Here is a 23,626-nt window from a genome sequence, read left to right on the forward strand (position 1 = left end):
ATTTACTTCGTGCCCTCCTGCATCAATCGGAAGGCATCGACTTCGCCAAGTTTAGTGGAGATAGAGCTGCGTCCAGCGCTTTTACGCAGGCGTAGCGGTGTGGCGGTACGCTTAAGCAGCGCTTTGATTTCTCCAGGCTCCAGTTCCGGTCTCAGTGAAAGGAGAAGTGCGATGCTTCCGGTCACATGGGAAGTAGCCATAGAGGTACCACTCATTTCGTGATGCTTGCCATGGATCCAGGAGGAGGTGATCTTTTCGCCCGGTGCGTACACATCTACAAATTGCCCTCGGTTGCTGAAAGGTGCGATGCGTCTGTATTTGTCAGTAGCACCCACTGAAATCGTCTGGGAATAGCGGGCTGGATAGTCAATACTTCGGCGCTTGCCCTCATTTCCCGAGGACGCTACAATCACGATGCCGTTATGATATGCTTTATTCACCATATCAAGTAGTGCCTTGCTGCGCGACTTCATACCAAAGCTCATATTGATGATATCGACACGATTTAATACACACCAGTCGATACCAAGAATGATATCGGAGACGTAGGCAGCTCCATTATGATCAAATGCTTTTACGGGATGAATTAAAGCCCGTGGTGCTACGCCGACCATACCTTCGTCATAGTTGGACGCCGCGATAGTTCCAGCAATATGAGTACCATGGCCGTTATCGTCATAGGGTAGCATGGTTCGGTTAAGCAAATTAATACCTCTGGCGAGAGAATGACGAAGATCAGGATGTTGAAAATCCGCTCCTGTGTCAATCACACCGATTCTGACCCGATTCCCTGTCGAGGAAGGCCAAGCCTTGTATGCACGTACCTGTTTGACTCCCCATGGCATGGAAAGGTTCTTTTCTGCTTTTGGTATATGAGCAGTTTCAGCGTGGACCTTCATGCGGGTATCTTCTTCAACGGTAACACCGTTGTGATATTTGCCTAGCCTGTCTCCCCCTGAAAGCGGAGCGATTAAAGCGCGGATTAGTCGGGCCGGTTGTACTTGCCGTAATCCCGCAAGCTCGGGTTTCAGCTTCCTGAGATAGGACAGGCATTCCCGGTATTGGTGAGGCTTATCGAACGTGATGATCTGTTTGTTCCGTCCACTGCCGGACGGCTCCGAAATACCCTCATGCAAACGCTGCAAAAAATCCGGATAGTCCATTTGAGACGGTCCCCCTCCGATGAGCCATGCTGAGGTATTGTATGAGCAAGCGTCAGCTGCGGCATGGGAAACCTGCCCCTTTTTTATGGAAATAGGCCTGCTTGTCGTGTCAAAGTGGCTGTGGACACATACGATACATGGAGGGCATAAGCTCTTGTGCAACAACTTTGGGGGGTTCTCCCGGAGCGGGTACAGTCGAAGACGGGGGGGACCCCGTCTTTTTATGTGTGCCGTCTTGTTTAGAGGGATATTACTGGAAATTATGACGATACCCATCTTTAACTTGCAATTTGCTTCCAAATAGGTTTTACTTAGTTTTGATAATGGATATGTTAGTATTGCATGTATCGTGTATGCTCTGAAACATGTTCTTGTGAATTACGTGTGAGAGGAAGTGTCCCTAGGTGAGTACCCCACTCAACTTGAAGATTGACCCGGAGAAAGTCCACGAGACTCCAATGGTGGACTTGGCATTTATGGTATTGAAAGCAGCCAATACTCCGTATTATTACCGTGACCTGATGAAGGAAGTCGCCAAATTGCGTGGCTTTTCCGACGAAGAAATTAATGACGTTATTGCTCAGCTATATACTGAAATCAACATTGACGGGCGTTTTGCCTGTGTCGGTACGAATCTGTGGGGCTTGAAACGTTGGTATCCGGTAGATAAATCCGAAGATGCCCTGACAGGCGCCAAGCGTCCTCGCATTATTAACGACGAAGACGATGACGATGAAGATGACTATCATGAGGAAGAAGAAACATACAACTCTGATGACGACTTCGATGCAGATAGCGAAGACGAGGATGGCGAAGATGAGCTGTTCGACGGAGAAGAAGATGATGATGATAGTGATGAAGACGTGGTTATAGACGATGAAGACCTCAGTGATGAGGAAGATTCAGAAGATGAAAATGACGATGAGTCGACGGAAGACGACGATTCGCTTCGTTAGGAACAGGCTGTAAGGGGAGATGCGTTCTCCCCTTTTTCATGACCGTTTTCTTGAAAACCTCTTCTGATTTAAAGCTTTCAGGTAGATTCTCTCCAATCTGGTTCAATGGACAAATTAACACAGATAACTTCCTTGACAGCGGATTGGACACGGGGTAAACTATTGCTTGGGCTTATGATTGATTCACTTATATGTTTGCTTTTTGTATAAAAGTGCCCCGTACTACGGGAGTGCTTTTTTGTTTTTTATAGGGGTGTTTTCACTCATGAAAGAGGGCTAAGGGCGGCGGACATGGAAAATGATTCCGCTGCCTTCTTCATGGATGATAATCCGTGCAAACGGGTTACGATAACATCATAATGTCGCCTGAATTTTGCATCTTATCTAGGAGGGTTTTGAACAGTGACAAAGTATATTTTTGTGACAGGCGGGGTTGTGTCTTCCTTGGGCAAAGGGATTACGGCAGCTTCACTGGGGAGGCTTTTGAAGAACAGGGGACTGAAGGTAACGATTCAAAAATTTGATCCTTACCTGAATGTCGATCCGGGTACGATGAGTCCTTACCAGCACGGTGAAGTGTTTGTAACGGATGATGGTGCGGAAACGGACCTTGACTTGGGACACTATGAGCGCTTTATTGATATTAATCTGTCCAAGAACAGCAATGTCACAACAGGCAAGGTATATTCCAGCGTAATCAGCAAAGAACGTCGCGGAGAATATTTAGGCGGTACGGTGCAGGTTATCCCTCATATTACGAACGAAATCAAGGAGCGCGTGTACCGTGCAGGCCGTGAAGCAGGTTCGGACGTAATTATTACAGAAATCGGCGGTACTGTGGGCGATATTGAAAGCTTGCCATTTTTGGAAGCTATTCGTCAGCTCAAAAGCGAAGTTGGGCGCGAGAATGTAATGTACATTCACGTAACGCTCATTCCTTATATTAAAGCTGCTGGTGAGGTTAAAACCAAACCAACTCAGCACAGTGTAAAAGAATTGCGCAGTATCGGTATCCAACCGAATGTCATTGTTTGCCGTACAGAGCATGAACTGTCCTCCGATATGAAGGCAAAAATTGCATTATTCTGCGATATTGATGCGAATGCAGTGGTAGAATGCCGCGATGCTTCAACCCTCTACGAGGTTCCGTTGAACCTGCGTGAAGAAGGCTTGGATGAAATCGTAGTTAACCACCTCAAGCTGACAACACCTGCACCAGATATGACCGAATGGGAAGGGTTAGTTGATCGAATCAGCAAGCTGGATAAAACGGTTGAGATTGCTATTGTTGGTAAATATGTTGCATTACATGATGCGTATTTAAGTGTGGTTGAATCACTTTCCCACGCTGGATTTGATGCGAATGCAGACGTAAAAATCCGTTGGGTGAACGCTGAAGAAGTGACGGACGAGAACGTAGCTGACATGCTGGGCGGCATTGGCGGCATTCTCGTACCGGGTGGCTTCGGCGATCGCGGAATTGAAGGCAAAATCAGTACCATTCGTTATGCACGGGAGCAAAAAATTCCGTTCTTCGGCATTTGTCTGGGTATGCAGGTATCTGTCATTGAGGTTGCCCGTTCCCTGGCTGGTCTCGAAGGAGCTAACAGCTCGGAAATTAACCCAGCTACGGATTATCCTGTCATTGACTTGCTTCCTGACCAAAAAGACATCGAAGATTTGGGCGGTACGATGCGTCTTGGTTTGTATCCATGCAAACTGGCGGAAGGTTCCCTGGCTTCGGCTTGCTACAACGACGAGCTGGTGTACGAAAGACACCGTCATCGGTACGAATTCAATAACGAATATCGTGAAGTTATTGAAAAAGCAGGTCTTCGTATTTCCGGTACTTCACCAGATGGACGCTTGGTGGAAATTGTGGAGCTCCCAGAGCATCCGTGGTTCCTGGCGGTACAATTCCACCCAGAATTTACTTCCCGTCCGAATCGTCCACAGCCTTTGTTCCGTGAATTTGTAAAGGCAGCATTGCAGCTTCAAGGTTAATGCTACGGCTTGTAAGACCTCCTCAGGGAGGTCTTTTTTTATCCCGTGCTTCCTGATTATGAAAGAATATTCCACAATTATGTATAAGAGCAGGATTTTCTTTTTGCAGGAGCGAATATAGTTTTAGGTATGGGACGGATATTGTACGTCATCGGACGCTGTTATGGCAATAGCTGCATGATCCTCGTTTTAAGATCTTAGGAGGTTAAAACATTGGAAAAGAAGAAAGTATTAATCGTCGATGACCAGAATGGAATACGAATTTTATTGATGGAAGTGTTCGGAAGTGAGGGTTATGAGACCTTTCAGGCGGCGAACGGAAAAATTGCACTTGAAATTGTTGAGAAGGAACCACCTGATCTGGTTCTGCTCGATATGAAAATTCCAGGTATGGACGGACTCGAAATTCTGAAGCATCTAAAAACCATGAATCCTGATATCAAGGTTATTATGATGACAGCATATGGAGAACTGGACATGATTAAAGAGGCGACGGAGCTAGGTGCGCTAATGCATTTTACCAAGCCCTTTGATATTGACGAAATGCGGATCGCTGTGAACAAACAACTCAGAGGTGATTAGGTGAGTCACTATGGTTGAGAACTCTGTTAACACAACAGGGTTTTTTGTTTGTGATTATGGGAAATACTGAAAGTAAATCCTCTCCTTATACAATTCTATGGAAAAACGGCGTCCTGGGCGTGATTTTTGTATGTGTTGATATGCAAAAGCTTGTTTAGTATTTAACATGGGTTGTGGTATAATAAGCCCGTATGTGATGTCGGCTAAAATATAGACAAACCCAAACACCTTTAGGAGGACTGTAACCATGCCATTGGTATCTATGAAAGACATGTTGAACAAAGCACTCGAAGGAAAATATGCAGTAGGTCAATACAACATTAATAACCTGGAGTGGACTCAAGCTATTTTGGGCGCTGCTGAAGAAGAAAAATCCCCAGTAATCTTGGGTGTTTCTGAAGGCGCAGCACGTCACATGGGCGGATTCTACACTGTTGTTAAAATGGTAGAAGGTCTTATTCATGACATGAAAATCACCGTTCCAGTTGCGATCCATTTGGACCACGGTTCCAGCTTTGAAAAATGTAAAGAAGCTATCGACGCTGGTTTCACATCCGTTATGATTGACGATTCCCACAGCCCGATCGACACAAACATTGCTACAACGAAAAAAGTGGTAGAATATGCTCATTCCAAAGGCGTTTCTGTTGAAGCTGAAGTTGGAATGGTTGGCGGTCAAGAGGATGATGTTGTCGGCGACGTAATGTACGCTAAGTTGGACGACTGTCTGCGTATCGTTAACGAAACAGGTATCGATACACTGGCACCTGCACTGGGTTCCGTACACGGACCTTACAAAGGCGAGCCAAACCTCGGATTCAAAGAAATGGAAGAGATCTGCAATGCAATCAAACTTCCACTCGTTCTGCACGGTGGTACTGGTATCCCAACACATGACATTAAAAAAGCAATCTCCCTGGGAACTTCCAAAATCAATGTAAACACTGAGAACCAAATCGTATTTGCGAAAGTGGTTCGTGAAGTGCTTGCTGAGAAACCGGATGCTTATGACCCACGTACATTCATCGCTCCAGGTCGTGAAGCGATTAAACAAACCGTTATCGGTAAAATTCGTGAGTTTGGTTCCAACAACAAAGCGTAATAATGAATTAAACTGGTCGTGCGTCTGCACAGACTAGATGTATTTCTTAGTTGTAGCTGTAGTTCTGCTGCACAAAATATTTAAATCTGTACAGTTGAATAGTTTGGTATGGAAAGCACACCGCTTAGCCGGTGTCTTTCCATTTTCACCACTAAAAAAGTTAAAAGTTTATGATTTGAGATTATTGTTTGAGATTATTGTTTGACCGACTGCAAAACACGTAGGGGGACCCTCAAGCTTATGGAAAAATTGATGATCACCGGTGGACGGCCGCTTCAAGGTACAGTTTCCATCAGCGGTGCCAAAAACAGTGCCATCGCCTTGATTCCCGCAGCCATTCTGGCAGAGTCGGAAGTCATTTTGGACAATTTGCCACTGTTGAGTGATGTGGCGGTGTATTCCGAAATACTGGAGGAACTTGGTGCAACGGTTACCTGGGAAGGTAGCCAGATGAAAATAGATCCTTCCTCTATTAAATCCATTCCTATGCCGAATGGGCCTGTTAAGAAATTACGAGCCTCTTATTATATGATGGGAGCCATGCTGGGCAGATTCAAGGAAGCGATCATCGGTTTGCCAGGAGGGTGCAATTTCGAACCCCGGCCCATTGATCAGCATATCAAAGGTTTTGAAGCGCTGGGTGCCACGGTTACGAACGAGCATGGCGCTATTCATTTGCACGCCAAAGAATTGCGCGGAACCAAAATTTATTTGGATGTTAGCAGCGTAGGCGCTACCATTAATATTATGCTGGCGGCAGCACGTGCCAAAGGCGCCACAATTATCGAAAATGCGGCTAAAGAGCCTGAGATTATAGATGTAGCAACCCTTTTAAACTCCATGGGGGCCATTATTAAAGGCGCCGGTACGGAAACGATTCGAATTGAAGGTGTGTCGGAGCTGCATGGCTGCCGTCATTCGATCATACCTGACCGTATACAAGCGGGCACATATATGATTGCCGCTGCGGCAACCCGTGGAAATGTATTGATTGACAACGTAATCCCCAAACATATGGAGGCTCTCACTGCAAAAATGCAGGAAATGGGCATCGGCATCGAGGAATATGATGAAAGTATTCGCGTACTGGGTGCACCTTCCTATGAACATGTCGACGTTAAAGCCTTAATATACCCCGGATTCGCCACAGATTTACAATCTCCCATGACCAGCTTGCTTACCCAAGCGCAGGGTGTCAGTGTATTGAGCGATTTTGTGTACAGCAATCGTTTTAAGCACGTTCCTGAGCTGGTGCGAATGGGGGCTAAAATTCGCGTAGAGGGTCGGTCCGCCATTATAGAGGGTGGTCAACTGAATGCAGCTAAAGTAAAAGCAGCAGATCTGCGCGCCGGAGCGGCCCTTGTCATTGCTGGACTTACAGTAAGCGAAGGCGTAACCGAGGTGACGGGTGTCGAGTACATTGACCGTGGTTATGATCACCTTGTCTCCAACCTGCGTCTTTTGGGCGCGGATGTATGGCGGCAAACTGAATAATTAAACCATGCAGTTTTTTCGAACTCCCGGACGAAAGTAATAGAACGGGCAACACCTATGCAGCCGCTGCTTGATAAATGATTGTGGTTCATACCTAACAATCTTTTATCGGAAAACCGGAATAATTCGGTATAATCCAGGCAGATGGCTGCATAACTTTATTTGTTTTGGTTAAAATTATGTTAATGGTGTTTATGATATCATTGTCTATCATTTAGATGTATGAATGGACTTAATAATTGAATAGGTGGTTATTATATGGATCTGCAAATTTCCGATCTGGAAGAAATGAAGCTGACCGACCTGTACAAGCTGGCCAAGCAATACCAGATCCCGTACTACGGAACGCTCAAAAAGAAAGAATTAATTTTCGCTATCCTGCGCGCACAAGCTGAGAAGAGCGGATTGATGTTTATGCAGGGGGTTCTGGAAATCCTTCCCGAAGGTTACGGCTTTCTGAGGCCGATCAATTATCTCCCGAGTACCGAAGATATTTACATCTCTGCTTCACAAATCCGCAAGTTTGACTTGAGGACAGGCGATCTTGTTTCCGGTAAATGCCGAACGCCAAAAGAGAATGAACGATATTTTGGATTGCTTCAAGTTAACGCCGTCAATGGAAGAAGTCCTGAGCAAGCTGCTGAGCGGCTACATTTTCCTGCACTGACTCCACTGTATCCGCAGACCAAATTAGTCCTTGAAACTTCCCCCAACCATTTGTCTACGAGAATTATGGATGTACTGGCCCCTGTCGGACTTGGACAGCGCGGACTCATTGTAGCACCTCCCAAAGCTGGGAAGACGCTTCTCCTCAAAGAAATTGCCAATAGCATTTCTACCAACAATCCCGAGATCGAGCTTTTTGTCTTGTTGATTGATGAACGCCCCGAAGAAGTGACCGATATGCAGCGTTCTGTTAAAGGTGAAGTTGTGGCCTCTACATTTGACGAACTTCCTGAAAATCACATCAAAGTGGCAGAACTCGTGTTGGAGCGTGCGCTGCGTCTCGTAGAACATAAAAAGGATGTTGTCATCCTGTTGGATAGCATCACACGTTTGGCTCGTGCGTACAATCTCGTTATCCCTCCTTCTGGTCGTACTTTGAGCGGGGGTATTGATCCGGCGGCATTTCACCGTCCAAAGCGCTTTTTTGGTGCGGCTCGGAATGTGGAGGAAGGCGGTAGCTTGACGATTCTTGCTACAGCGCTGATTGATACAGGATCACGCATGGACGATATCATCTATGAGGAGTTTAAAGGTACAGGCAATATGGAGCTGCATTTGGACCGCAAGCTGGCAGAACGTCGTATCTTTCCTGCGATTGATATTCGTCGTTCCGGCACACGCCGTGAGGAAGTGTTGTTGAATAAGGAAGAATTGGATACCATCTGGGCCATTCGTAAAAATATGACGGAAAGCCATGAATTTGTGGAAGGCTTCCTCAAAAAGCTGCGTAATAGCAAAACTAATGCTGAGTTTTTGGCTTCGTTTGATTTGACGGCACCTTCTTCCAGTGGCTCGCAAAGCAGTTCTGGTGGGCAACAACGGAGAACGGCGCGTTCTACCACAGCGTCAGTCCCGGCCACAACCAACTAAAACCCTTCATGTATTTTATCTGTTCCGTAAGCACACAGTCGTTACCATTCATTTTGTTAATGGCGTAGGCTTAACGGAGCGAAAGGAGCTCCATAATGTATTTGGTGTATGCCGACGAAAAAGGCAATGTATATGATCATGCTTCTTTGTATGGGCTTGCCCGTAGTGCAGACATGATTGTTGAAATCATGGAGGATGAGCTTATTCCGTTACCGGAAGGAGCTACATTGGTAAGCCTGCCCAGCACTCGCCCGGTCGGTATGAACCCTGAAACAGGGGAAATGGTTTCTCTTCCCGGAGATATGCAAGCAGTAGGGGCTTTATTGCCGCAAGGTTTTACACGCTTGTGCCTGCCGGGATATGTGAAGACCGATAAGGAGTACAAACTTCCCTTGTTCGGTTATTCGGCTGTAGTCTGGAAAGATGGGGCATTTTATGTAACGGCAGAGCAGAGTGACAGTCCATCCAAGTGGAATCCGGAAAACTGTGACCGTCATCAAGTTAAATTGGGTGTGCAGCGGATGACGGAGCAATATCCCGAAAATCGGCTGTACCAACATTTGTCTAACTGTGCGCTGGGCTACGAATGTCTTACTTCCTCGAACACATTCCTGAATCGCTGGGAAGGAGGAGTTCCGGTATCTTATTCTTGTAATGCGGGTTGCTTTGGGTGTATATCTGAACAGCCGGATGACAGTGGTTTCGTATCTCCGCAGACAAGAATGAACTTCCGTCCTCGCGTCGAAGAAATTGTAGAAGTTATGCTGGAACATTTGAAGACACCGGAGTCCATCATCAGTTTTGGCCAAGGTTGCGAAGGTGAGCCTTCCACACAAGCCAAACTGATTATTGATTCGATCAAAGAGGTGCGTTCCATTACCGATATGGGATACATCAATATCAATACGAATGCGGGATTGAGCGATCATATCCGGGGAATCGTGGATGCGGGTCTTGATCTGATGCGCGTTAGTACCATTAGTGCACTGGACGATCACTACAATGCGTATTACAAGCCGCGCGGTTACACGTTGGCTAATGTGGAAAAATCACTTCGTTATGCTTCCGAACAGGGAGTATATACGTCGATTAACTATTTAATTTTTCCGGGTGTAACTGACCGAGAGGAAGAAATTGAGGCAATGATTGAATTTGCCAAACGTACTAAGCTCAAGCTGATTCAAATGCGTAACTTGAATATCGATCCTGAAAGCTATCTGGAGTTGATTCCACCTGCTCAAGGTGAGATTCTTGGTATGAAGCAAATGCTTGAGATTTATCGTGAGGAGCTGCCTGATGTAGTCATCGGTTCTTACACTCATGTACCGCCACAAGGGCTGGCACGTCCCAAATTTGCCAAGGCCTAAAATGGTCGATGTAACTTGAAACACACCTATTTTATGCCATCTTTGAATGCAGAAAAGAGTTGTTGAAACGCTCATATTCAAGTGCTATAATGTGAACATGTGTTCATACAACTCTGGACTGATAGGACGTTCAGGGCGGAAAGAGGTGAAAGTTCAATGCAACAAGCTATTCAACCAAATTTTAACGTAACTAATGTCACTTGTGCTTGCGGAAATTCGTTTGAAACTGGTTCTGTGAAAGGATCTCTGCGTGTGGAGATTTGCTCCGCCTGCCACCCATTCTTCACAGGCAAGCAGAAATTTATTGATGCTGGTGGACGCGTGGATCGTTTCAAAAAGAAATACGGTATCTAATGGATTACCGCAGGTTATAAAGTTATTAGAGCCTTCTGCAACTGCAGAGGGCTCTTTTTGTAATAATGTGTATTTGCTTTTTATGCGGCCTTAAGATATACTTATTTTCACCGTGCTAGATGGGGAGGTAGCGGTGCCCTGTAACTCGCAATCCGCTATAGCGAGGTTGAATTCCTGTTAGAGGTGTTGTTGATGTGAGGCTGGTCCCTGCGCACAATGTTGACGGCTGGGTCCTCCGCAATGAGTACTTGTGAACCTGGTCAGGTCCGGAAGGAAGCAGCCATAAGCAGGTCCACTCTTGTGCCGGAGGGTTGCCTAGCCCGAGTTGTTGTTCAGGATTGCCGCTCGGATCACAACGATCAATAACAGGTGCACGGTATATATTGGTAATTAGAACATCTTGGCAATCATTGCGAAGATGTTTTTTTGTGTTTTATAAATTGGAAGGTGTCTGGTTTAGATTCGGACGGGAGTATAGTATAATGAAGTGACCATGAATGGTCATGAAAGTGAATGGGAAAGAGGGTAACGCGCATTGGAACATATAGCGTTGTACCGTGCTTGGCGGCCGCAGGCTTTCAAGGACATGGTAGGACAACAGCATATTATCCAGACATTGCAGAATGCCATCCGCGAAAATCGCACGTCCCATGCCTACCTGTTCAGCGGTCCACGAGGAACAGGTAAGACGAGTGCAGCCAAAATTTTGGCCAAGGCAATCAACTGTGAGCATGGACCTGCGCCGGAACCTTGCAACGAATGCGAAGCCTGTAAACGGATCACGGCCGGAGCGGTCATGGATGTACAGGAGATTGATGCAGCCTCCAACCGGGGCGTTGAAGAGATTCGTGATTTGCGCGATAAAGTCAAATATGCGCCCACAGAAGTGCGGCACAAGGTTTATATCATTGATGAAGTGCACATGCTGACGACGGAAGCGTTCAATGCGCTGCTCAAGACGCTGGAAGAGCCGCCGCCACACGTGATGTTCATATTGGCTACGACTGAACCACATCGGATTCCGGCAACAATTATTTCACGTTGCCAGCGGTTTGACTTCCGGCGGGTATCGCTGGAAGAACAGACAGAGCGGCTTGACCTGATATGTCAACAGGAGAACATACAGGCTGATTCGGATGCACTGCAGTACATTGCGCGTCTTTCAGATGGTGGGATGCGAGATGCGGTTAGCGTTTTAGATCAGATATCCTCGTTTACAGATGGTCGGGTTACTTATCAGCAGGTGCTGGATATGACGGGAGGTATTGCGTCCGAGCAATTCGGTAAGCTTGCCTTGGCATTGCTGAAAGAAGATGTGGGCACGGTGCTCCAAATGATCGAGAACTTTATGCAGGAAGGTAAAAGTGCGGATAAGTGCATGGAGAATCTTCTGTACTATTTCCGAGATCTGCTAATGATCAAGATGGTGCCTCAGGCGACCAAAATGACGGAGCGAGTGCTGGATCCAGAGCGATTTAAGGAAGTGGCAGATGCTTTTACCAAGGAGCAACTCTTTGCGATGATTGACACCCTTAATCGTTATCAGAGCGAGATGAAATATGCCGTACAGCCACAAACCTTGTTTGAGGTAGCTCTATTGAAGCTGTGTAGTATTCCGGGGGAAGCAGGAACTGTTGCTCAGCCGACCGCACAACGCTCTGGCGCTGCAGCTGATCAGGAAGATGTGGTAATGTTGAAGCGTCAGCTTGCTGAGCTGGAAAAGAAACTGGAGCGCGCGCTGCAAGGTGGATTGGGCGCTGGAGCGGGACAGGAAGCATCGTCGGGTGGTCGTCAGGCTTCCGGGGGGCGTGCCCCTGCTCCGCGGATTTCAGCGCCAGCCAAGCTTCCTTCTCAGTTGGATCGCTATATCGCTGAGAAGTCGAGCGAAGCATTCGCAGCAGCAGGACGTAAGTGGAGCCAGATTTTGCAAGGGGTAAAAGAGGCAAAAGTTACGGTTCATGCTTGGTTTATGGATGGTGAGCCAGTTTCTGTGTTAGAGGACAGTGTGCTGGTTGCATTTAAGAACAATATTCATCGTGAAACTACCGAAAAGCCTGCCAATAAGCAGGTCATCGAGAAGGTATTGCATGAGCAGTTGGGTCATCCTTATCGTTTAGTAACGATGATGCAAAAGGATTGGAATGCTGCGATTGAAGGAGTTTCCGACCAGCCTGCCGAAGAATTGCAACTGGAGCCGGAGCATGATGCGCCGGGAAAGTCCAAGGAGCCCTGGATTGATGAAGCTATTCAACTTTTCGGGGAAGACCTAGTAGTCATTAAAGATTGAATCAAGTTTCTAGATGTATACTTCATTAAAGGAGATGATTGAAATGAACAATATGAACCAAATGATGAAGCAAGTGAAAAAAATGCAGGAACAAATGCTGAAAGCCCAAGAGGAGCTTGGCGGAAAAGTAATCGAAGGAACTTCTGGCGGCGGTGTTGTGACGGTGGAGGTAAATGGACATAAAAAAGTGTTGTCCATCACGATCAAACCGGAAGCTGTAGATCCTGATGATGTAGAAATGCTGCAAGATCTTGTGCTGACTGCTGTCAATGATGCTTTGTCCAAAGCAGATGAACTGGCTAATGATGATATGGGTAAATTTACAGGCGGCATGAAAATTCCGGGCTTGTTCTAGTCTGCTGCATAAAGGAGAAACACGCTATTGTATTATCCGGAGCCGATTGCAAAGCTAATTGATGCTTTTACGCGCCTGCCGGGAGTAGGGCCGAAGACGGCTGCCCGGTTGGCTTTTCACGTACTGAAAATGAAGGAAGATGATGTGATTGACTTTGCCAAAGCGCTGGTCAATGTAAAACGCAATCTTCACTTCTGTTCAGTCTGCGGCAACATTACGGACACAGATCCTTGTCGGATCTGTCAGGATAAGACGAGGGATACCTCCGTCATTTGTGTTGTTCAGGATTCCAAGGATTTGGTGGCTATGGAGCGTACCAAAGAGTTTAATGGTTTTTACCATGTGCTTCATGGGGCGATATCTCCTATGGAGGGAATTGGTCCTGAGGATATCAAACTCAAGGAATTGCTGAACAGACTCAGTGATGAACGCGTCAAGGAGCTGATTTTAGCTACGAACCCGAACATTGAAGGAGAGGCCACGGCCATGTACATTTCTCGGCTAGTGCGTCCTTTTGAAATCAAGGTTACTCGTATTGCTCATGGATTGCCAGTGGGTGGAGATTTGGAGTATGCCGACGAGGTTACCCTGTCCAAAGCGTTGGAAGGCCGTAGAGAGCTCAATTAATAGGTGTATTTATACGTTATAAATAGGGAGTCTGAAATGTCCTTTGGGCATTCTCGACTTACTTGGGGGAGCCGCTACGGCTCCTTTTTTATTTGCCGTGATAGATGGCAGTATAGATCGTTCCTGGTTCTAAGTTTGTCCTTAGTTCAATAAGTATGAATAAGGTAGTCTTGCAGACTGTGCACATAATTCAGCTTGTGAGGAGGATGAACGGATGTGGGAACGGATGAAACAAAATTTCCGTCGTCAGGAGAATGGCAAATCAGAAGCGGAGTATCGGCAGGAGTTGTTTGCCCAGATTCGGGCTTCGCATGCGGAATGGCTAAGAGCGCATCGTTTATTTCATGAAGCTACGGGTAAAGATGAGATCGACTACGCTATATTTGTTCTAGAAGCTGCAGAACGTAAATATCAGATACATTTAAAAAGCGCGAAACAGCAAGGCCTGCATCGTTTCCATCTGCCTGCAGATGAACCTGGGTATGCCAATGATACGGATCGTGTTCACAAGCGGAGAGCTGAATGAAAGGGGCGGTCTGGCTTGTTCTGATTGCCTGTGTCGGGATGCTACTATTTCTAATCTTAAAAAAACGTTTGGGTATCGGCTGGCTTGTAGTATTCGGGGCGCATATGGGCCTGGCAGCCATCGCATTGTATGTTATCAATTATTCAGGGTGGATTACGCAGGTGTACATCCCGATCAATCCAGTGACAATGGGGGCGGTAACGATATTAGGTTTGCCTGGGATTGTCCTTTTACTGGGATTGAAAATAGTATTATTCGGACAGGCCATATGAAAACTTAAATGTTATTGTTTCTATTTTTAAAATATAGTTGACGGCGAATTCAAAAATGTGATACATTAATTCTCGGCCCTTAAAGCCCGGGAATTTTTTGTGAGAACAACATTTGAATGAAATTAAAAAATAATTTTAAAAAAGTGTTGACTTAAATCCTGAATGTGTGTTATATTAATCAAGTCGCCGCTGAGATGCGGTGGTGAAACAAAGTAAGACATAATGCAGGTTTGATCTTTGAAAACTGAACAACGAGTGAGTAAAACGATTTTGTTCGCAAAATCAAACAAGAGATATTTTTATCTCGTCAGTTTCAAAATGAGCTTATCGCTCTTTCTATAAACCAGCTTCGGTTGGTCTTTAATGGAGAGTTTGATCCTGGCTCAGGACGAACGCTGGCGGCGTGCCTAATACATGCAAGTCGAGCGGGGGTGTTTAGAAGCTTGCTTCTAAACAACCTAGCGGCGGACGGGTGAGTAACACGTAGGCAACCTGCCCACAAGACAGGGATAACTACCGGAAACGGTAGCTAATACCCGATACATCCTTTTCCTGCATGGGAGAAGGAGGAAAGACGGAGCAATCTGTCACTTGTGGATGGGCCTGCGGCGCATTAGCTAGTTGGTGGGGTAAAGGCCTACCAAGGCGACGATGCGTAGCCGACCTGAGAGGGTGATCGGCCACACTGGGACTGAGACACGGCCCAGACTCCTACGGGAGGCAGCAGTAGGGAATCTTCCGCAATGGGCGAAAGCCTGACGGAGCAACGCCGCGTGAGTGATGAAGGTTTTCGGATCGTAAAGCTCTGTTGCCAGGGAAGAACGTCTTGTAGAGTAACTGCTACAAGAGTGACGGTACCTGAGAAGAAAGCCCCGGCTAACTACGTGCCAGCAGCCGCGGTAATACGTAGGGGGCAAGCGTTGTCCGGAATTATTGGGCGTAAAGCGCGCGCAGGCGGCTCTTTAAGTCTGGTGTTTAATCCCGAGGCTCAACTTCGGGTCGCACTGGAAACTGGGGAGCTTGAGTGCAGAAGAGGAGAGTGGAATTCCACGTGTAGCGGTGAAATGCGTAGATATGTGGAGGAACACCAGTGGCGAAGGCGACTCTCTGGGCTGTAACTGACGCTGAGGCGCGAAAGCGTGGGGAGCAAACAGGATTAGATACCCTGGTAGTCCACGCCGTAAACGATGAATGCTAGGTGTTAGGGGTTTCGATACCCTTGGTGCCGAAGTTAACACATTAAGCATTCCGCCTGGGGAGTACGGTCGCAAGACTGAAACTCAAAGGAATTGACGGGGACCCGCACAAGCAGTGGAGTATGTGGTTTAATTCGAAGCAACGCGAAGAACCTTACCAGGTCTTGACATCCCTCTGACCGGTCTAGAGATAGGCCTTTCCTTCGGGACAGAGGAGACAGGTGGTGCATGGTTGTCGTCAGCTCGTGTCGTGAGATGTTGGGTTAAGTCCCGCAACGAGCGCAACCCTTATGCTTAGTTGCCAGCAGGTCAAGCTGGGCACTCTAAGCAGACTGCCGGTGACAAACCGGAGGAAGGTGGGGATGACGTCAAATCATCATGCCCCTTATGACCTGGGCTACACACGTACTACAATGGCCGGTACAACGGGAAGCGAAATCGCGAGGTGGAGCCAATCCTAGAAAAGCCGGTCTCAGTTCGGATTGTAGGCTGCAACTCGCCTACATGAAGTCGGAATTGCTAGTAATCGCGGATCAGCATGCCGCGGTGAATACGTTCCCGGGTCTTGTACACACCGCCCGTCACACCACGAGAGTTTACAACACCCGAAGTCGGTGGGGTAACCCGCAAGGGAGCCAGCCGCCGAAGGTGGGGTAGATGATTGGGGTGAAGTCGTAACAAGGTAGCCGTATCGGAAGGTGCGGCTGGATCACCTCCTTTCTATGGAGAATCGTTTCCTGCAATGGAAACATTCAAATATGAAGCGTAAGCTTCAAAACTCAGGTTTAGGCCTGTTACTCACTCGTTGCTCAGTTTTGAGAGCTCAAACTCTCGAACGTTTGGTGGCGATAGCGGAGGGGTTCCACACGTACCCATCCCGAACACGACCGTTAAGCCCTCCAGCGCCGATGGTACTTGGACCGCAGGGTCCTGGGAGAGTAGGACGTCGCCAAGCGCAACCACTAAAGAAGAACTTCTTTGGTGGTTTATTATGGGCCCTTAGCTCAGCTGGTTAGAGCGCACCCCTGATAAGGGTGAGGTCGGTGGTTCGAGTCCACTAGGGCCCACCATATAACTTTATATTTTATTTTGGGGCCATAGCTCAGCTGGGAGAGCGCCTGCCTTGCAAGCAGGAGGTCAGCGGTTCGATCCCGCTTGGCTCCACCAAAAAGATTTATTATCATTGCACCTTGAAAACTGGATACCGAAACGAAATTGCGTTTTAGAATATTCCTTTAAGCTGATCTTGTGTAAACAAGTGAAATAAAGGTAGCTGCCTTGAATTTCATTCACACGTAAGTGTTGAACCGAAATTCAAAGCAAATCGTATTTACCATGTAAATACTAGGTTAAGCTACAAAGAGCACACGGAGGATGCCTAGGCGCCAGGAGCCGACGAAGGACGTGGCGAACAACGATAAGGCCTCGGGGAGCTGTAAGCAAGCTTTGATCCGGGGATGTCCGAATGGGGAAACCCGGCTGTCTTCATCGACAGTCACTTTCTGCTGAATACATAGGCAGAATAGAGGCAGACCAGGGGAACTGAAACATCTAAGTACCCTGAGGAAGAGAAAACAATAGTGATTCCGTCAGTAGCGGCGAGCGAACGCGGATTAGCCCAAACCAAGGAGCTTGCTCCTTGGGGTTGTGGGACGTCTCACATGGAGTTACAAAGGAACCGGTTAGATGAAGAGGTCTGGAAAGGCCCGCCAGAGAAGGTAAAAGCCCTGTAGTTCAAAACTTGTTCTCTCCGAGACGGATCCCGAGTAGTGCGGGGCACGTGAAACCCCGTATGAATCCGGCAGGACCATCTGCCAAGGCTAAATACTCCCTGGCGACCGATAGTGAAGCAGTACCGTGAGGGAAAGGTGAAAAGCACCCCGGAAGGGGAGTGAAATAGATCCTGAAACCGTGTGCTTACAAGAAGTCAGAGCCCGATCTATGGGTGATGGCGTGCCTTTTGTAGAATGAACCGGCGAGTTACGTTCCCGTGCAAGGTTAAGGTGAAGAGCTGAAGCCGCAGCGAAAGCGAGTCTGAATAGGGCGAATGAGTACGTGGACGTAGACCCGAAACCGGGTGATCTACCCCTGTCCAGGGTGAAGGTGCGGTAACACGCACTGGAGGCCCGAACCCACGCATGTTGAAAAATGCGGGGATGAGGTGGGGGTAGCGGAGAAATTCCAATCGAACCCGGAGATAGCTGGTTCTCCCCGAAATAGCTTTAGGGCTAGCCTCGGAAATAGAATCGTGGAGGTAGAGCACTGATTGGGTGCGGGGCCCGCAAGGGTTACCAAGCTCAGTCAAACTCCGAATGCCATAGATTTAGTTCCGGGAGTCAGACAGTGAGTGCTAAGATCCATTGTCGAAAGGGAAACAGCCCAGACCATCAGCTAAGGTCCCCAAGTGTGTGTTAAGTGGGAAAGGATGTGGAGTTGCACAGACAACCAGGATGTTGGCTTAGAAGCAGCCACCATTGAAAGAGTGCGTAATAGCTCACTGGTCGAGTGACTCTGCGCCGAAAATGTAACGGGGCTAAACACACCACCGAAGCTATGGCTTGATGCTTGCATCAGGGGTAGGGGAGCGTTGAATGCGGGTTGAAGGTGTACCGTAAGGAGCGCTGGACTGCATTCAAGTGAGAATGCCGGTATGAGTAACGAAAAGATCTGTGAGAATCAGATCCGCCGAAAGCCTAAGGGTTCCTGAGGAAGGTTCGTCCGCTCAGGGTAAGTCGGGACCTAAGGCGAGGCCGATAGGCGTAGTCGAAGGACAACAGGTCGAAATTCCTGTACCACCGTAATCCGTTATGAGCAATGGGGTGACGCAGTAGGGTAGTGACGCGGACTGATGGATGTCCGTCTAAGCAGTGAGGCTGGTGTGTAGGCAAATCCGCACATCGTTAAGGCTGGGCTGTGATGGGGAGCGAAAATTGTAGTAGCGAAGGTCATGATCTCAGACTGCCAAGAAAAGCCTCTAGCCAGGAGAAGGTGCCCGTACCGCAAACCGACACAGGTAGGCGAGAAGAGAATTCTAAGGCGCGCGGAAGAACTCTCGTTAAGGAACTCGGCAAAATGACCCCGTAACTTCGGGAGAAGGGGTGCCTCGGTAGGGTGAATAGCCCGAGGGGGCCGCAGTGAAAAGGCCCAAGCGACTGTTTAGCAAAAACACAGGTCTGTGCGAAGCCGCAAGGCGAAGTATACGGGCTGACGCCTGCCCGGTGCTGGAAGGTTAAGGGGAGTGGTAAGCCTTCGGGCGAAGCTATGAACCGAAGCCCCAGTAAACGGCGGCCGTAACTATAACGGTCCTAAGGTAGCGAAATTCCTTGTCAGGTAAATTCTGACCCGCACGAATGGCGTAACGACTTGGGCGCTGTCTCAACGAGAGATCCGGTGAAATTTTAATACCTGTGAAGATGCAGGTTACCCGCGACAAGACGGAAAGACCCCATGGAGCTTTACTGCAGCTTGATATTGAATTTGGGTACGATCTGTACAGGATAGGTGGGAGCCGTAGAACTTTGAGCGCCAGCTTGAAGGGAGGCATCCTTGGGATACCACCCTGATCGTATCTAGGTTCTAACTTGGTACCGTGATCCGGTGCGAGGACAGTGTCAGGTGGGCAGTTTGACTGGGGCGGTCGCCTCCTAAAGAGTAACGGAGGCGCCCCAAGGTTCCCTCAGAATGGTTGGAAATCATTCGAAGAGTGCAAAGGCAGAAGGGAGCTTGACTGCGAGACCTACAAGTCGAGCAGGGACGAAAGTCGGGCTTAGTGATCCGGTGGTACCGCATGGAAGGGCCATCGCTCAACGGATAAAAGCTACCCTGGGGATAACAGGCTTATCTCCCCCAAGAGTCCACATCGACGGGGAGGTTTGGCACCTCGATGTCGGCTCATCGCATCCTGGGGCTGAAGTAGGTCCCAAGGGTTGGGCTGTTCGCCCATTAAAGCGGTACGCGAGCTGGGTTCAGAACGTCGTGAGACAGTTCGGTCCCTATCTGTCGTGGGCGTAGGAAATTTGAGAGGAGCTGTCCTTAGTACGAGAGGACCGGGATGGACGTACCGCTGGTGTACCAGTTGTTCCGCCAGGAGCACCGCTGGGTAGCTATGTACGGAAGGGATAAGCGCTGAAAGCATCTAAGCGTGAAGCCCCCCTCAAGATGAGATTTCCCAATTAGTAAGACCCCTTGAAGACGACGAGGTAGATAGGTTGGGGGTGGAAGTGCAGTAATGCATGGAGCTGACCAATACTAATCGGTCGAGGGCTTATCCTAAATAAAACGCAAATAAGTTTCGGATCCAGTTTTCAGGGTGTAACCTTGAAATTGCGCTTGATATTCCAAATCACTTTGTTGATTTAAAGAATAACTTGCGGAATTTTGCTAAGCGAGTCCATTTATATGGAGAGATACCCAAGTGGCTATAAGGGGACCCTCTGCTAAGGGGTTAGACTGCGAAAGTGGTGCGAGGGTTCGAATCCCTCTCTCTCCGCCATTTAGGACAAGCTAGCGAAATATTATGTTATGGCGGTGTAGCTCAGCTGGCTAGAGCGTACGGTTCATACCCGTGAGGTCGGGGGTTCGATCCCCTCCGCCGCTACCATACATACCCAGGAGGCTTAGCTCAGCTGGGAGAGCATCTGCCTTACAAGCAGAGGGTCGGGGGTTCGATCCCCTCAGCCTCCACCATTGTGCCGGTGTAGCTCAACTGGTAGAGCAACTGACTTGTAATCAGTAGGTTGGGGGTTCAAGTCCTCTCGCCGGCACCATTTTTGAATTTTGAAAAATCTAGGGAACTGTGGTGTAGAGGCCTAACATGCCTGCCTGTCACGCAGGAGATCGCGGGTTCGAATCCCGTCAGTTCCGCCATTTTTCAATTCAATAGTTTTTCCGTACTAAAGTGGGAAGGGGTATCCCTCCGCACTTTATTTTTTTGTTAATGGGTATGGCTCGGTAGCTCAGTCGGTAGAGCAGAGGACTGAAAATCCTCGTGTCGGCGGTTCGATTCCGTCCCGAGCCACCTTTATATGGAGGATTAGCGAAGTGGCCAAACGCATCAGACTGTAAATCTGCTCCCTTACGGGTTCGGTGGTTCGAATCCATCATCCTCCACCAGTTTTACGAGCCATTAGCTCAGTTGGTAGAGCACCTGACTTTTAATCAGGGTGTCGAAGGTTCGAGTCCTTCATGGCTCATCAGAAGTCATCAACTATAGGTTGATGGCTTTTTTTGTATTGTTTTAAGTTATGTTTTTATATAGCTTTTTTATTTTACGGTATCGACAGGTTATAATGAGTTCATTATGTTCGCTCAGTGCTTATTCTATATTCTAAAAAAAGTGAAGTGGTGATCGCGTGACTCTGGATACAGAATGGATTCAGCAACAGCTTCAGAATATTATTCAAGCGCCTTTTACCATAGTGCCTTGGTGCCCGGAAGTGATGGCAGAGGGAGAGACAGCCGATTCAGTTATTCCGGATAGATCGTTTGTCCGTGACAACAAGTTATATTTTCCGTTTCGTGCGTCGGCAGGTGAACTGGCTGCCTTTGTGGTAGAGGCCAGATATTTGACGGATCGAGAACGGAAACTGGTAGAAGCGCTATTGGGGAACATGGAGCAGGTCTGGCAGAACGGTCCACAATTGTCGGACAACCCGATTTATAGCGAGGAAGAGCGGATGAATCGTTTTGGACAATGGCTCATACAGCAGGCTGCCAATTTAAACAGGGAAGAAGAGGTTCCTGATGAATTGCAGCTTCGTGATTCGCTATCAGCGTGTATGGTTCCGATTTTACTGAATGGCGAGGGAACACAGGAGGGGGCTATTACTTATACGCAGCTTCATCGATTGTTCGCGAGCTATTTTGGAGGGGATGTGTTACTTACTCCATTGGACGAACAGTCTTGGCTGATTATGGCTAAAAAGGAGCTTTTATTAGGAGCTGACGATGAACGGGATAAAGACACTGAGTCCAGGGATGCAGATTTTACGGAATCGCTGGAGGAGGTTCTTACGGCTTTTAGCTTGGGCCTATATGAGCTTATTGCGAATGAGTGGGTGGGTGTATTCCATTTGGCGGTTTCTAAGCCTTCGATCCCTTTGCAAAGTCTTCCCCAAGAGCTGAATTTGTTATGGGAGACGATACATCTGGGCAAGATTTTTCATGTAACAGAGCACATCCACTTTTCATGGGAGCTTCATTTAGAAAGGCTGTTAAACCGCATTCCCAAGGAACAACGCGTACTATTTTTAGAGCAGGTAATGAAATCATCTGTCATACTGGAAGACTCAGAAACGATGGCTACATTAGATATCTTTTTTCAATTGGATTGTAATGTGAGTGAGACAGCTAAGCGTCTGTATGTGCATCGAAATACGTTGATTTACCGTTTGGATAAGATCAAACAGGAGACCGGATTGGACGTGCGGACGTTTAATGATGCGGTTTTGGTCAAGCTCTATCTCCTATTGTACAAAGTGACAAAAAGGAAATAGCATCTTTGTGCAGTTTGCGAATAGCCACGCTACAAGGACTAGGGTAAGATACAAGTAAGAAATGTATTCGATTTCATAACTCGATCTTAGGAGGCAAAAGCTATGGCTGGTGTACGTTTAGAGCATATTTTCAAGCAATATCCGGGTGCAGATAAAGCTACGGTTGTTGATGTCAATTTGGACATTCGAGATAAAGAATTCCTCGTATTGGTTGGTCCCTCCGGTTGCGGGAAGTCTACTACACTTCGTATGATTGCTGGTCTGGAGGAAATTTCAGATGGTAAATTGTACATTGGGGATCGTGTTGTGAACGACGTGGCTCCAAAGGACCGCGATATCGCGATGGTATTCCAATCCTACGCCCTGTATCCGCACATGAGCGTGTACCAGAACATGGCGTTCGGTCTGAAACTGCGCAAAGTTAAGAAAGAAGAAATCGACAAGAAAGTACGCGAAGCTGCCAAAATACTCGATATCGAGCACTTGCTGGAACGTAAACCTAAAGCGCTGTCCGGTGGTCAACGCCAACGTGTCGCTCTGGGCCGTGCGATTGTCCGCGATCCTCAAGTCTTCCTGATGGATGAGCCGCTCTCCAACTTGGATGCTAAACTTCGTGGTCAAATGCGTGCTGAAATCACTAAACTGGTTAAACGCCTTGAAACCACTTGTATCTATGTAACACATGACCAAATTGAAGCCATGACGATGGGTGATCGGATTGTCGTTATGAAGGATGGTATCATTCAACAAGCTGCATCCCCGGATGAACTGTACAACCGTCCAGTGAATCTGTTCGTTGCTGGTTTTATCGGCTCTCCTACGATGAACTTTATCACAGGTCAGCTGGTTGAAAAAGAAGGTGCATTGCATTTTACTGCGCCGGGTCTGGATCTGTTCGTACCAGAAGGTAAAGGACAGATTTTAAAAGCGAAGGGATATATCGGCAAAGATGTGATCTTAGGTATCCGTCCTGAGGATATTCATGAAGAGCCTGTATTCTTGGAGGCTTCTCCGAATACAATCTTTACATCCACTGTGGATGTAACAGAAAATCTCGGTCATGAAATGCTGTTGTACCTGAGCGGTGCCGGAAATGATACGATTATTGCCCGTGTAGACGGACGCTCCAATACTCGTGATGGTGTCAAAGCGAAGTTGGCTGTTGATATGAACAAGGTTCATATTTTTGATAAGGAATCAGAATTGAGTATTCTGGTTGGCGAATAAAATTTGCCTCTGGAAGAGAGTCGC

16 protein-coding genes, 10 tRNA genes, 3 rRNA genes and 1 other RNA gene are annotated in these 23,626 nt (G+C 47.6%); 29 read left to right on the plus strand and 1 reads right to left on the minus strand.

What is annotated here, in order from left to right; all coding sequences use genetic code 11:
* Positions 1 to 2: 2 nt before the first annotated feature.
* Positions 3 to 1,163, minus strand: coding sequence for a S8 family peptidase (locus NSQ58_RS05580; RefSeq protein ID WP_053324366.1), 1,161 nt, complete (start codon positions 1,161 to 1,163; stop codon positions 3 to 5).
* 404 nt (positions 1,164 to 1,567) lie between these two features.
* On the opposite strand from NSQ58_RS05580, the gene rpoE reads away from it, so the two are divergent.
* The 29 genes from rpoE to NSQ58_RS05725 all read left to right on the plus strand — a co-directional run bounded on the left by rpoE (position 1,568) and on the right by NSQ58_RS05725 (position 23,602).
* Positions 1,568 to 2,119, plus strand: coding sequence for a DNA-directed RNA polymerase subunit delta (gene rpoE, locus NSQ58_RS05585; RefSeq protein ID WP_013308216.1), 552 nt, complete (start codon positions 1,568 to 1,570; stop codon positions 2,117 to 2,119).
* A gap of 402 nt (positions 2,120 to 2,521) precedes the next feature.
* Positions 2,522 to 4,123, plus strand: coding sequence for a CTP synthase (locus NSQ58_RS05590; protein ID WP_028542570.1), 1,602 nt, complete (start codon positions 2,522 to 2,524; stop codon positions 4,121 to 4,123).
* 213 nt (positions 4,124 to 4,336) lie between these two features.
* Positions 4,337 to 4,705 (plus strand): response regulator, encoded by a 369-nt coding sequence (locus tag NSQ58_RS05595; protein WP_013308218.1) that lies wholly within the window; start codon positions 4,337 to 4,339, stop codon positions 4,703 to 4,705.
* A gap of 247 nt (positions 4,706 to 4,952) precedes the next feature.
* A complete protein-coding gene (gene fba, locus NSQ58_RS05600; protein WP_013308219.1) occupies positions 4,953 to 5,807 on the plus strand; it encodes a class II fructose-1,6-bisphosphate aldolase in 855 nt (284 codons plus the stop codon).
* Between the two features lie 240 nt (positions 5,808 to 6,047).
* Positions 6,048 to 7,301: a UDP-N-acetylglucosamine 1-carboxyvinyltransferase gene (locus tag NSQ58_RS05605; RefSeq protein ID WP_013308220.1), complete on the plus strand. Its 1,254-nt coding sequence runs from the start codon at positions 6,048 to 6,050 to the stop codon at positions 7,299 to 7,301.
* Positions 7,302 to 7,559: 258 nt separating this feature from the next.
* Entirely contained in the window at positions 7,560 to 8,897 is a 1,338-nt protein-coding gene (rho, locus tag NSQ58_RS05610) for a transcription termination factor Rho (protein WP_028542569.1), read from the plus strand.
* A gap of 95 nt (positions 8,898 to 8,992) precedes the next feature.
* Positions 8,993 to 10,264, plus strand: coding sequence for a radical SAM protein (locus NSQ58_RS05615; protein WP_061831800.1), 1,272 nt, complete (start codon positions 8,993 to 8,995; stop codon positions 10,262 to 10,264).
* Positions 10,265 to 10,420: 156 nt separating this feature from the next.
* A complete protein-coding gene (rpmE, locus tag NSQ58_RS05620; RefSeq protein ID WP_025719104.1) occupies positions 10,421 to 10,618 on the plus strand; it encodes a 50S ribosomal protein L31 in 198 nt (65 codons plus the stop codon).
* A 110-nt stretch (positions 10,619 to 10,728) separates the two neighbouring features.
* Positions 10,729 to 10,995, plus strand: an RNA gene (gene ffs / locus NSQ58_RS05625) — signal recognition particle sRNA large type.
* Between the two features lie 158 nt (positions 10,996 to 11,153).
* A complete protein-coding gene (dnaX, locus tag NSQ58_RS05630) occupies positions 11,154 to 12,905 on the plus strand; it encodes a DNA polymerase III subunit gamma/tau (protein WP_028542567.1) in 1,752 nt (583 codons plus the stop codon).
* A gap of 43 nt (positions 12,906 to 12,948) precedes the next feature.
* Positions 12,949 to 13,260, plus strand: a complete 312-nt coding sequence (locus NSQ58_RS05635) for a YbaB/EbfC family nucleoid-associated protein (protein ID WP_013308226.1) — start codon at positions 12,949 to 12,951, stop codon at positions 13,258 to 13,260.
* 27 nt (positions 13,261 to 13,287) lie between these two features.
* Positions 13,288 to 13,887 carry a recombination mediator RecR gene (gene recR, locus NSQ58_RS05640; protein ID WP_013308227.1) on the plus strand — a complete coding sequence of 200 codons (600 nt, stop codon included), beginning with the start codon at positions 13,288 to 13,290 and terminating at the stop codon, positions 13,885 to 13,887.
* A 214-nt stretch (positions 13,888 to 14,101) separates the two neighbouring features.
* Entirely contained in the window at positions 14,102 to 14,413 is a 312-nt protein-coding gene (locus NSQ58_RS05645; protein ID WP_025676300.1) for a DUF2508 family protein, read from the plus strand.
* Complete coding sequence (locus tag NSQ58_RS05650; protein WP_025719099.1) at positions 14,410 to 14,685, plus strand: pro-sigmaK processing inhibitor BofA family protein; 276 nt, start codon at positions 14,410 to 14,412, stop codon at positions 14,683 to 14,685. The genes NSQ58_RS05645 and NSQ58_RS05650 overlap by 4 nt, the downstream gene beginning before the upstream one ends.
* Before the next feature lie 360 nt (positions 14,686 to 15,045).
* Positions 15,046 to 16,601 (plus strand): 16S ribosomal RNA (locus NSQ58_RS05655).
* A gap of 118 nt (positions 16,602 to 16,719) precedes the next feature.
* Positions 16,720 to 16,836: ribosomal RNA gene (gene rrf, locus NSQ58_RS05660) — 5S ribosomal RNA — on the plus strand.
* Between the two features lie 38 nt (positions 16,837 to 16,874).
* Positions 16,875 to 16,951: transfer RNA gene (locus NSQ58_RS05665), tRNA-Ile, on the plus strand.
* 21 nt (positions 16,952 to 16,972) lie between these two features.
* Positions 16,973 to 17,048, plus strand: a tRNA-Ala gene (locus NSQ58_RS05670).
* Between the two features lie 180 nt (positions 17,049 to 17,228).
* Positions 17,229 to 20,153: ribosomal RNA gene (locus NSQ58_RS05675) — 23S ribosomal RNA — on the plus strand.
* The 16S, 23S and 5S rRNA genes sit together here with 10 tRNA genes alongside, the layout of an rRNA operon.
* A gap of 128 nt (positions 20,154 to 20,281) precedes the next feature.
* Positions 20,282 to 20,373 (plus strand) — tRNA-Ser (locus tag NSQ58_RS05680).
* Between the two features lie 31 nt (positions 20,374 to 20,404).
* Positions 20,405 to 20,481 (plus strand) — tRNA-Met (locus NSQ58_RS05685).
* Between the two features lie 10 nt (positions 20,482 to 20,491).
* Positions 20,492 to 20,567, plus strand: a tRNA-Val gene (locus NSQ58_RS05690).
* 4 nt (positions 20,568 to 20,571) lie between these two features.
* Positions 20,572 to 20,647, plus strand: a tRNA-Thr gene (locus NSQ58_RS05695).
* Positions 20,648 to 20,670: 23 nt separating this feature from the next.
* Positions 20,671 to 20,747: transfer RNA gene (locus NSQ58_RS05700), tRNA-Asp, on the plus strand.
* A gap of 78 nt (positions 20,748 to 20,825) precedes the next feature.
* A tRNA-Phe gene (locus NSQ58_RS05705) sits at positions 20,826 to 20,898 on the plus strand.
* A gap of 9 nt (positions 20,899 to 20,907) precedes the next feature.
* Positions 20,908 to 20,993: transfer RNA gene (locus tag NSQ58_RS05710), tRNA-Tyr, on the plus strand.
* 7 nt (positions 20,994 to 21,000) lie between these two features.
* Positions 21,001 to 21,073 (plus strand) — tRNA-Lys (locus NSQ58_RS05715).
* A gap of 159 nt (positions 21,074 to 21,232) precedes the next feature.
* Complete coding sequence (locus tag NSQ58_RS05720; protein ID WP_028541866.1) at positions 21,233 to 22,375, plus strand: PucR family transcriptional regulator; 1,143 nt, start codon at positions 21,233 to 21,235, stop codon at positions 22,373 to 22,375.
* Between the two features lie 102 nt (positions 22,376 to 22,477).
* Positions 22,478 to 23,602, plus strand: a complete 1,125-nt coding sequence (locus tag NSQ58_RS05725; RefSeq protein WP_028541867.1) for an ABC transporter ATP-binding protein — start codon at positions 22,478 to 22,480, stop codon at positions 23,600 to 23,602.
* Positions 23,603 to 23,626 lie beyond the last annotated feature (24 nt).

Source organism: Paenibacillus sp. FSL M7-0134 (genome assembly GCF_038007865.1).
Classification (GTDB): Bacteria; Bacillota; Bacilli; order Paenibacillales; family Paenibacillaceae; genus Paenibacillus; species Paenibacillus polymyxa_B.

Coding starts and splice junctions, on each gene's coding strand:
- NSQ58_RS05580 (WP_053324366.1), bottom strand. CDS start 1,163: ATGGACTATCCGGATTTTTTGCAGCGTTTGCATGAGGGTATTTCGGAG.
- fba (WP_013308219.1), top strand. CDS start 4,953: ATGCCATTGGTATCTATGAAAGACATGTTGAACAAAGCACTCGAAGGA.
- NSQ58_RS05605 (WP_013308220.1), top strand. CDS start 6,048: ATGGAAAAATTGATGATCACCGGTGGACGGCCGCTTCAAGGTACAGTT.
- rho (WP_028542569.1), top strand. CDS start 7,560: ATGGATCTGCAAATTTCCGATCTGGAAGAAATGAAGCTGACCGACCTG.
- NSQ58_RS05615 (WP_061831800.1), top strand. CDS start 8,993: ATGTATTTGGTGTATGCCGACGAAAAAGGCAATGTATATGATCATGCT.
- rpmE (WP_025719104.1), top strand. CDS start 10,421: ATGCAACAAGCTATTCAACCAAATTTTAACGTAACTAATGTCACTTGT.
- NSQ58_RS05635 (WP_013308226.1), top strand. CDS start 12,949: ATGAACAATATGAACCAAATGATGAAGCAAGTGAAAAAAATGCAGGAA.
- NSQ58_RS05645 (WP_025676300.1), top strand. CDS start 14,102: ATGTGGGAACGGATGAAACAAAATTTCCGTCGTCAGGAGAATGGCAAA.
- NSQ58_RS05650 (WP_025719099.1), top strand. CDS start 14,410: ATGAAAGGGGCGGTCTGGCTTGTTCTGATTGCCTGTGTCGGGATGCTA.
- NSQ58_RS05725 (WP_028541867.1), top strand. CDS start 22,478: ATGGCTGGTGTACGTTTAGAGCATATTTTCAAGCAATATCCGGGTGCA.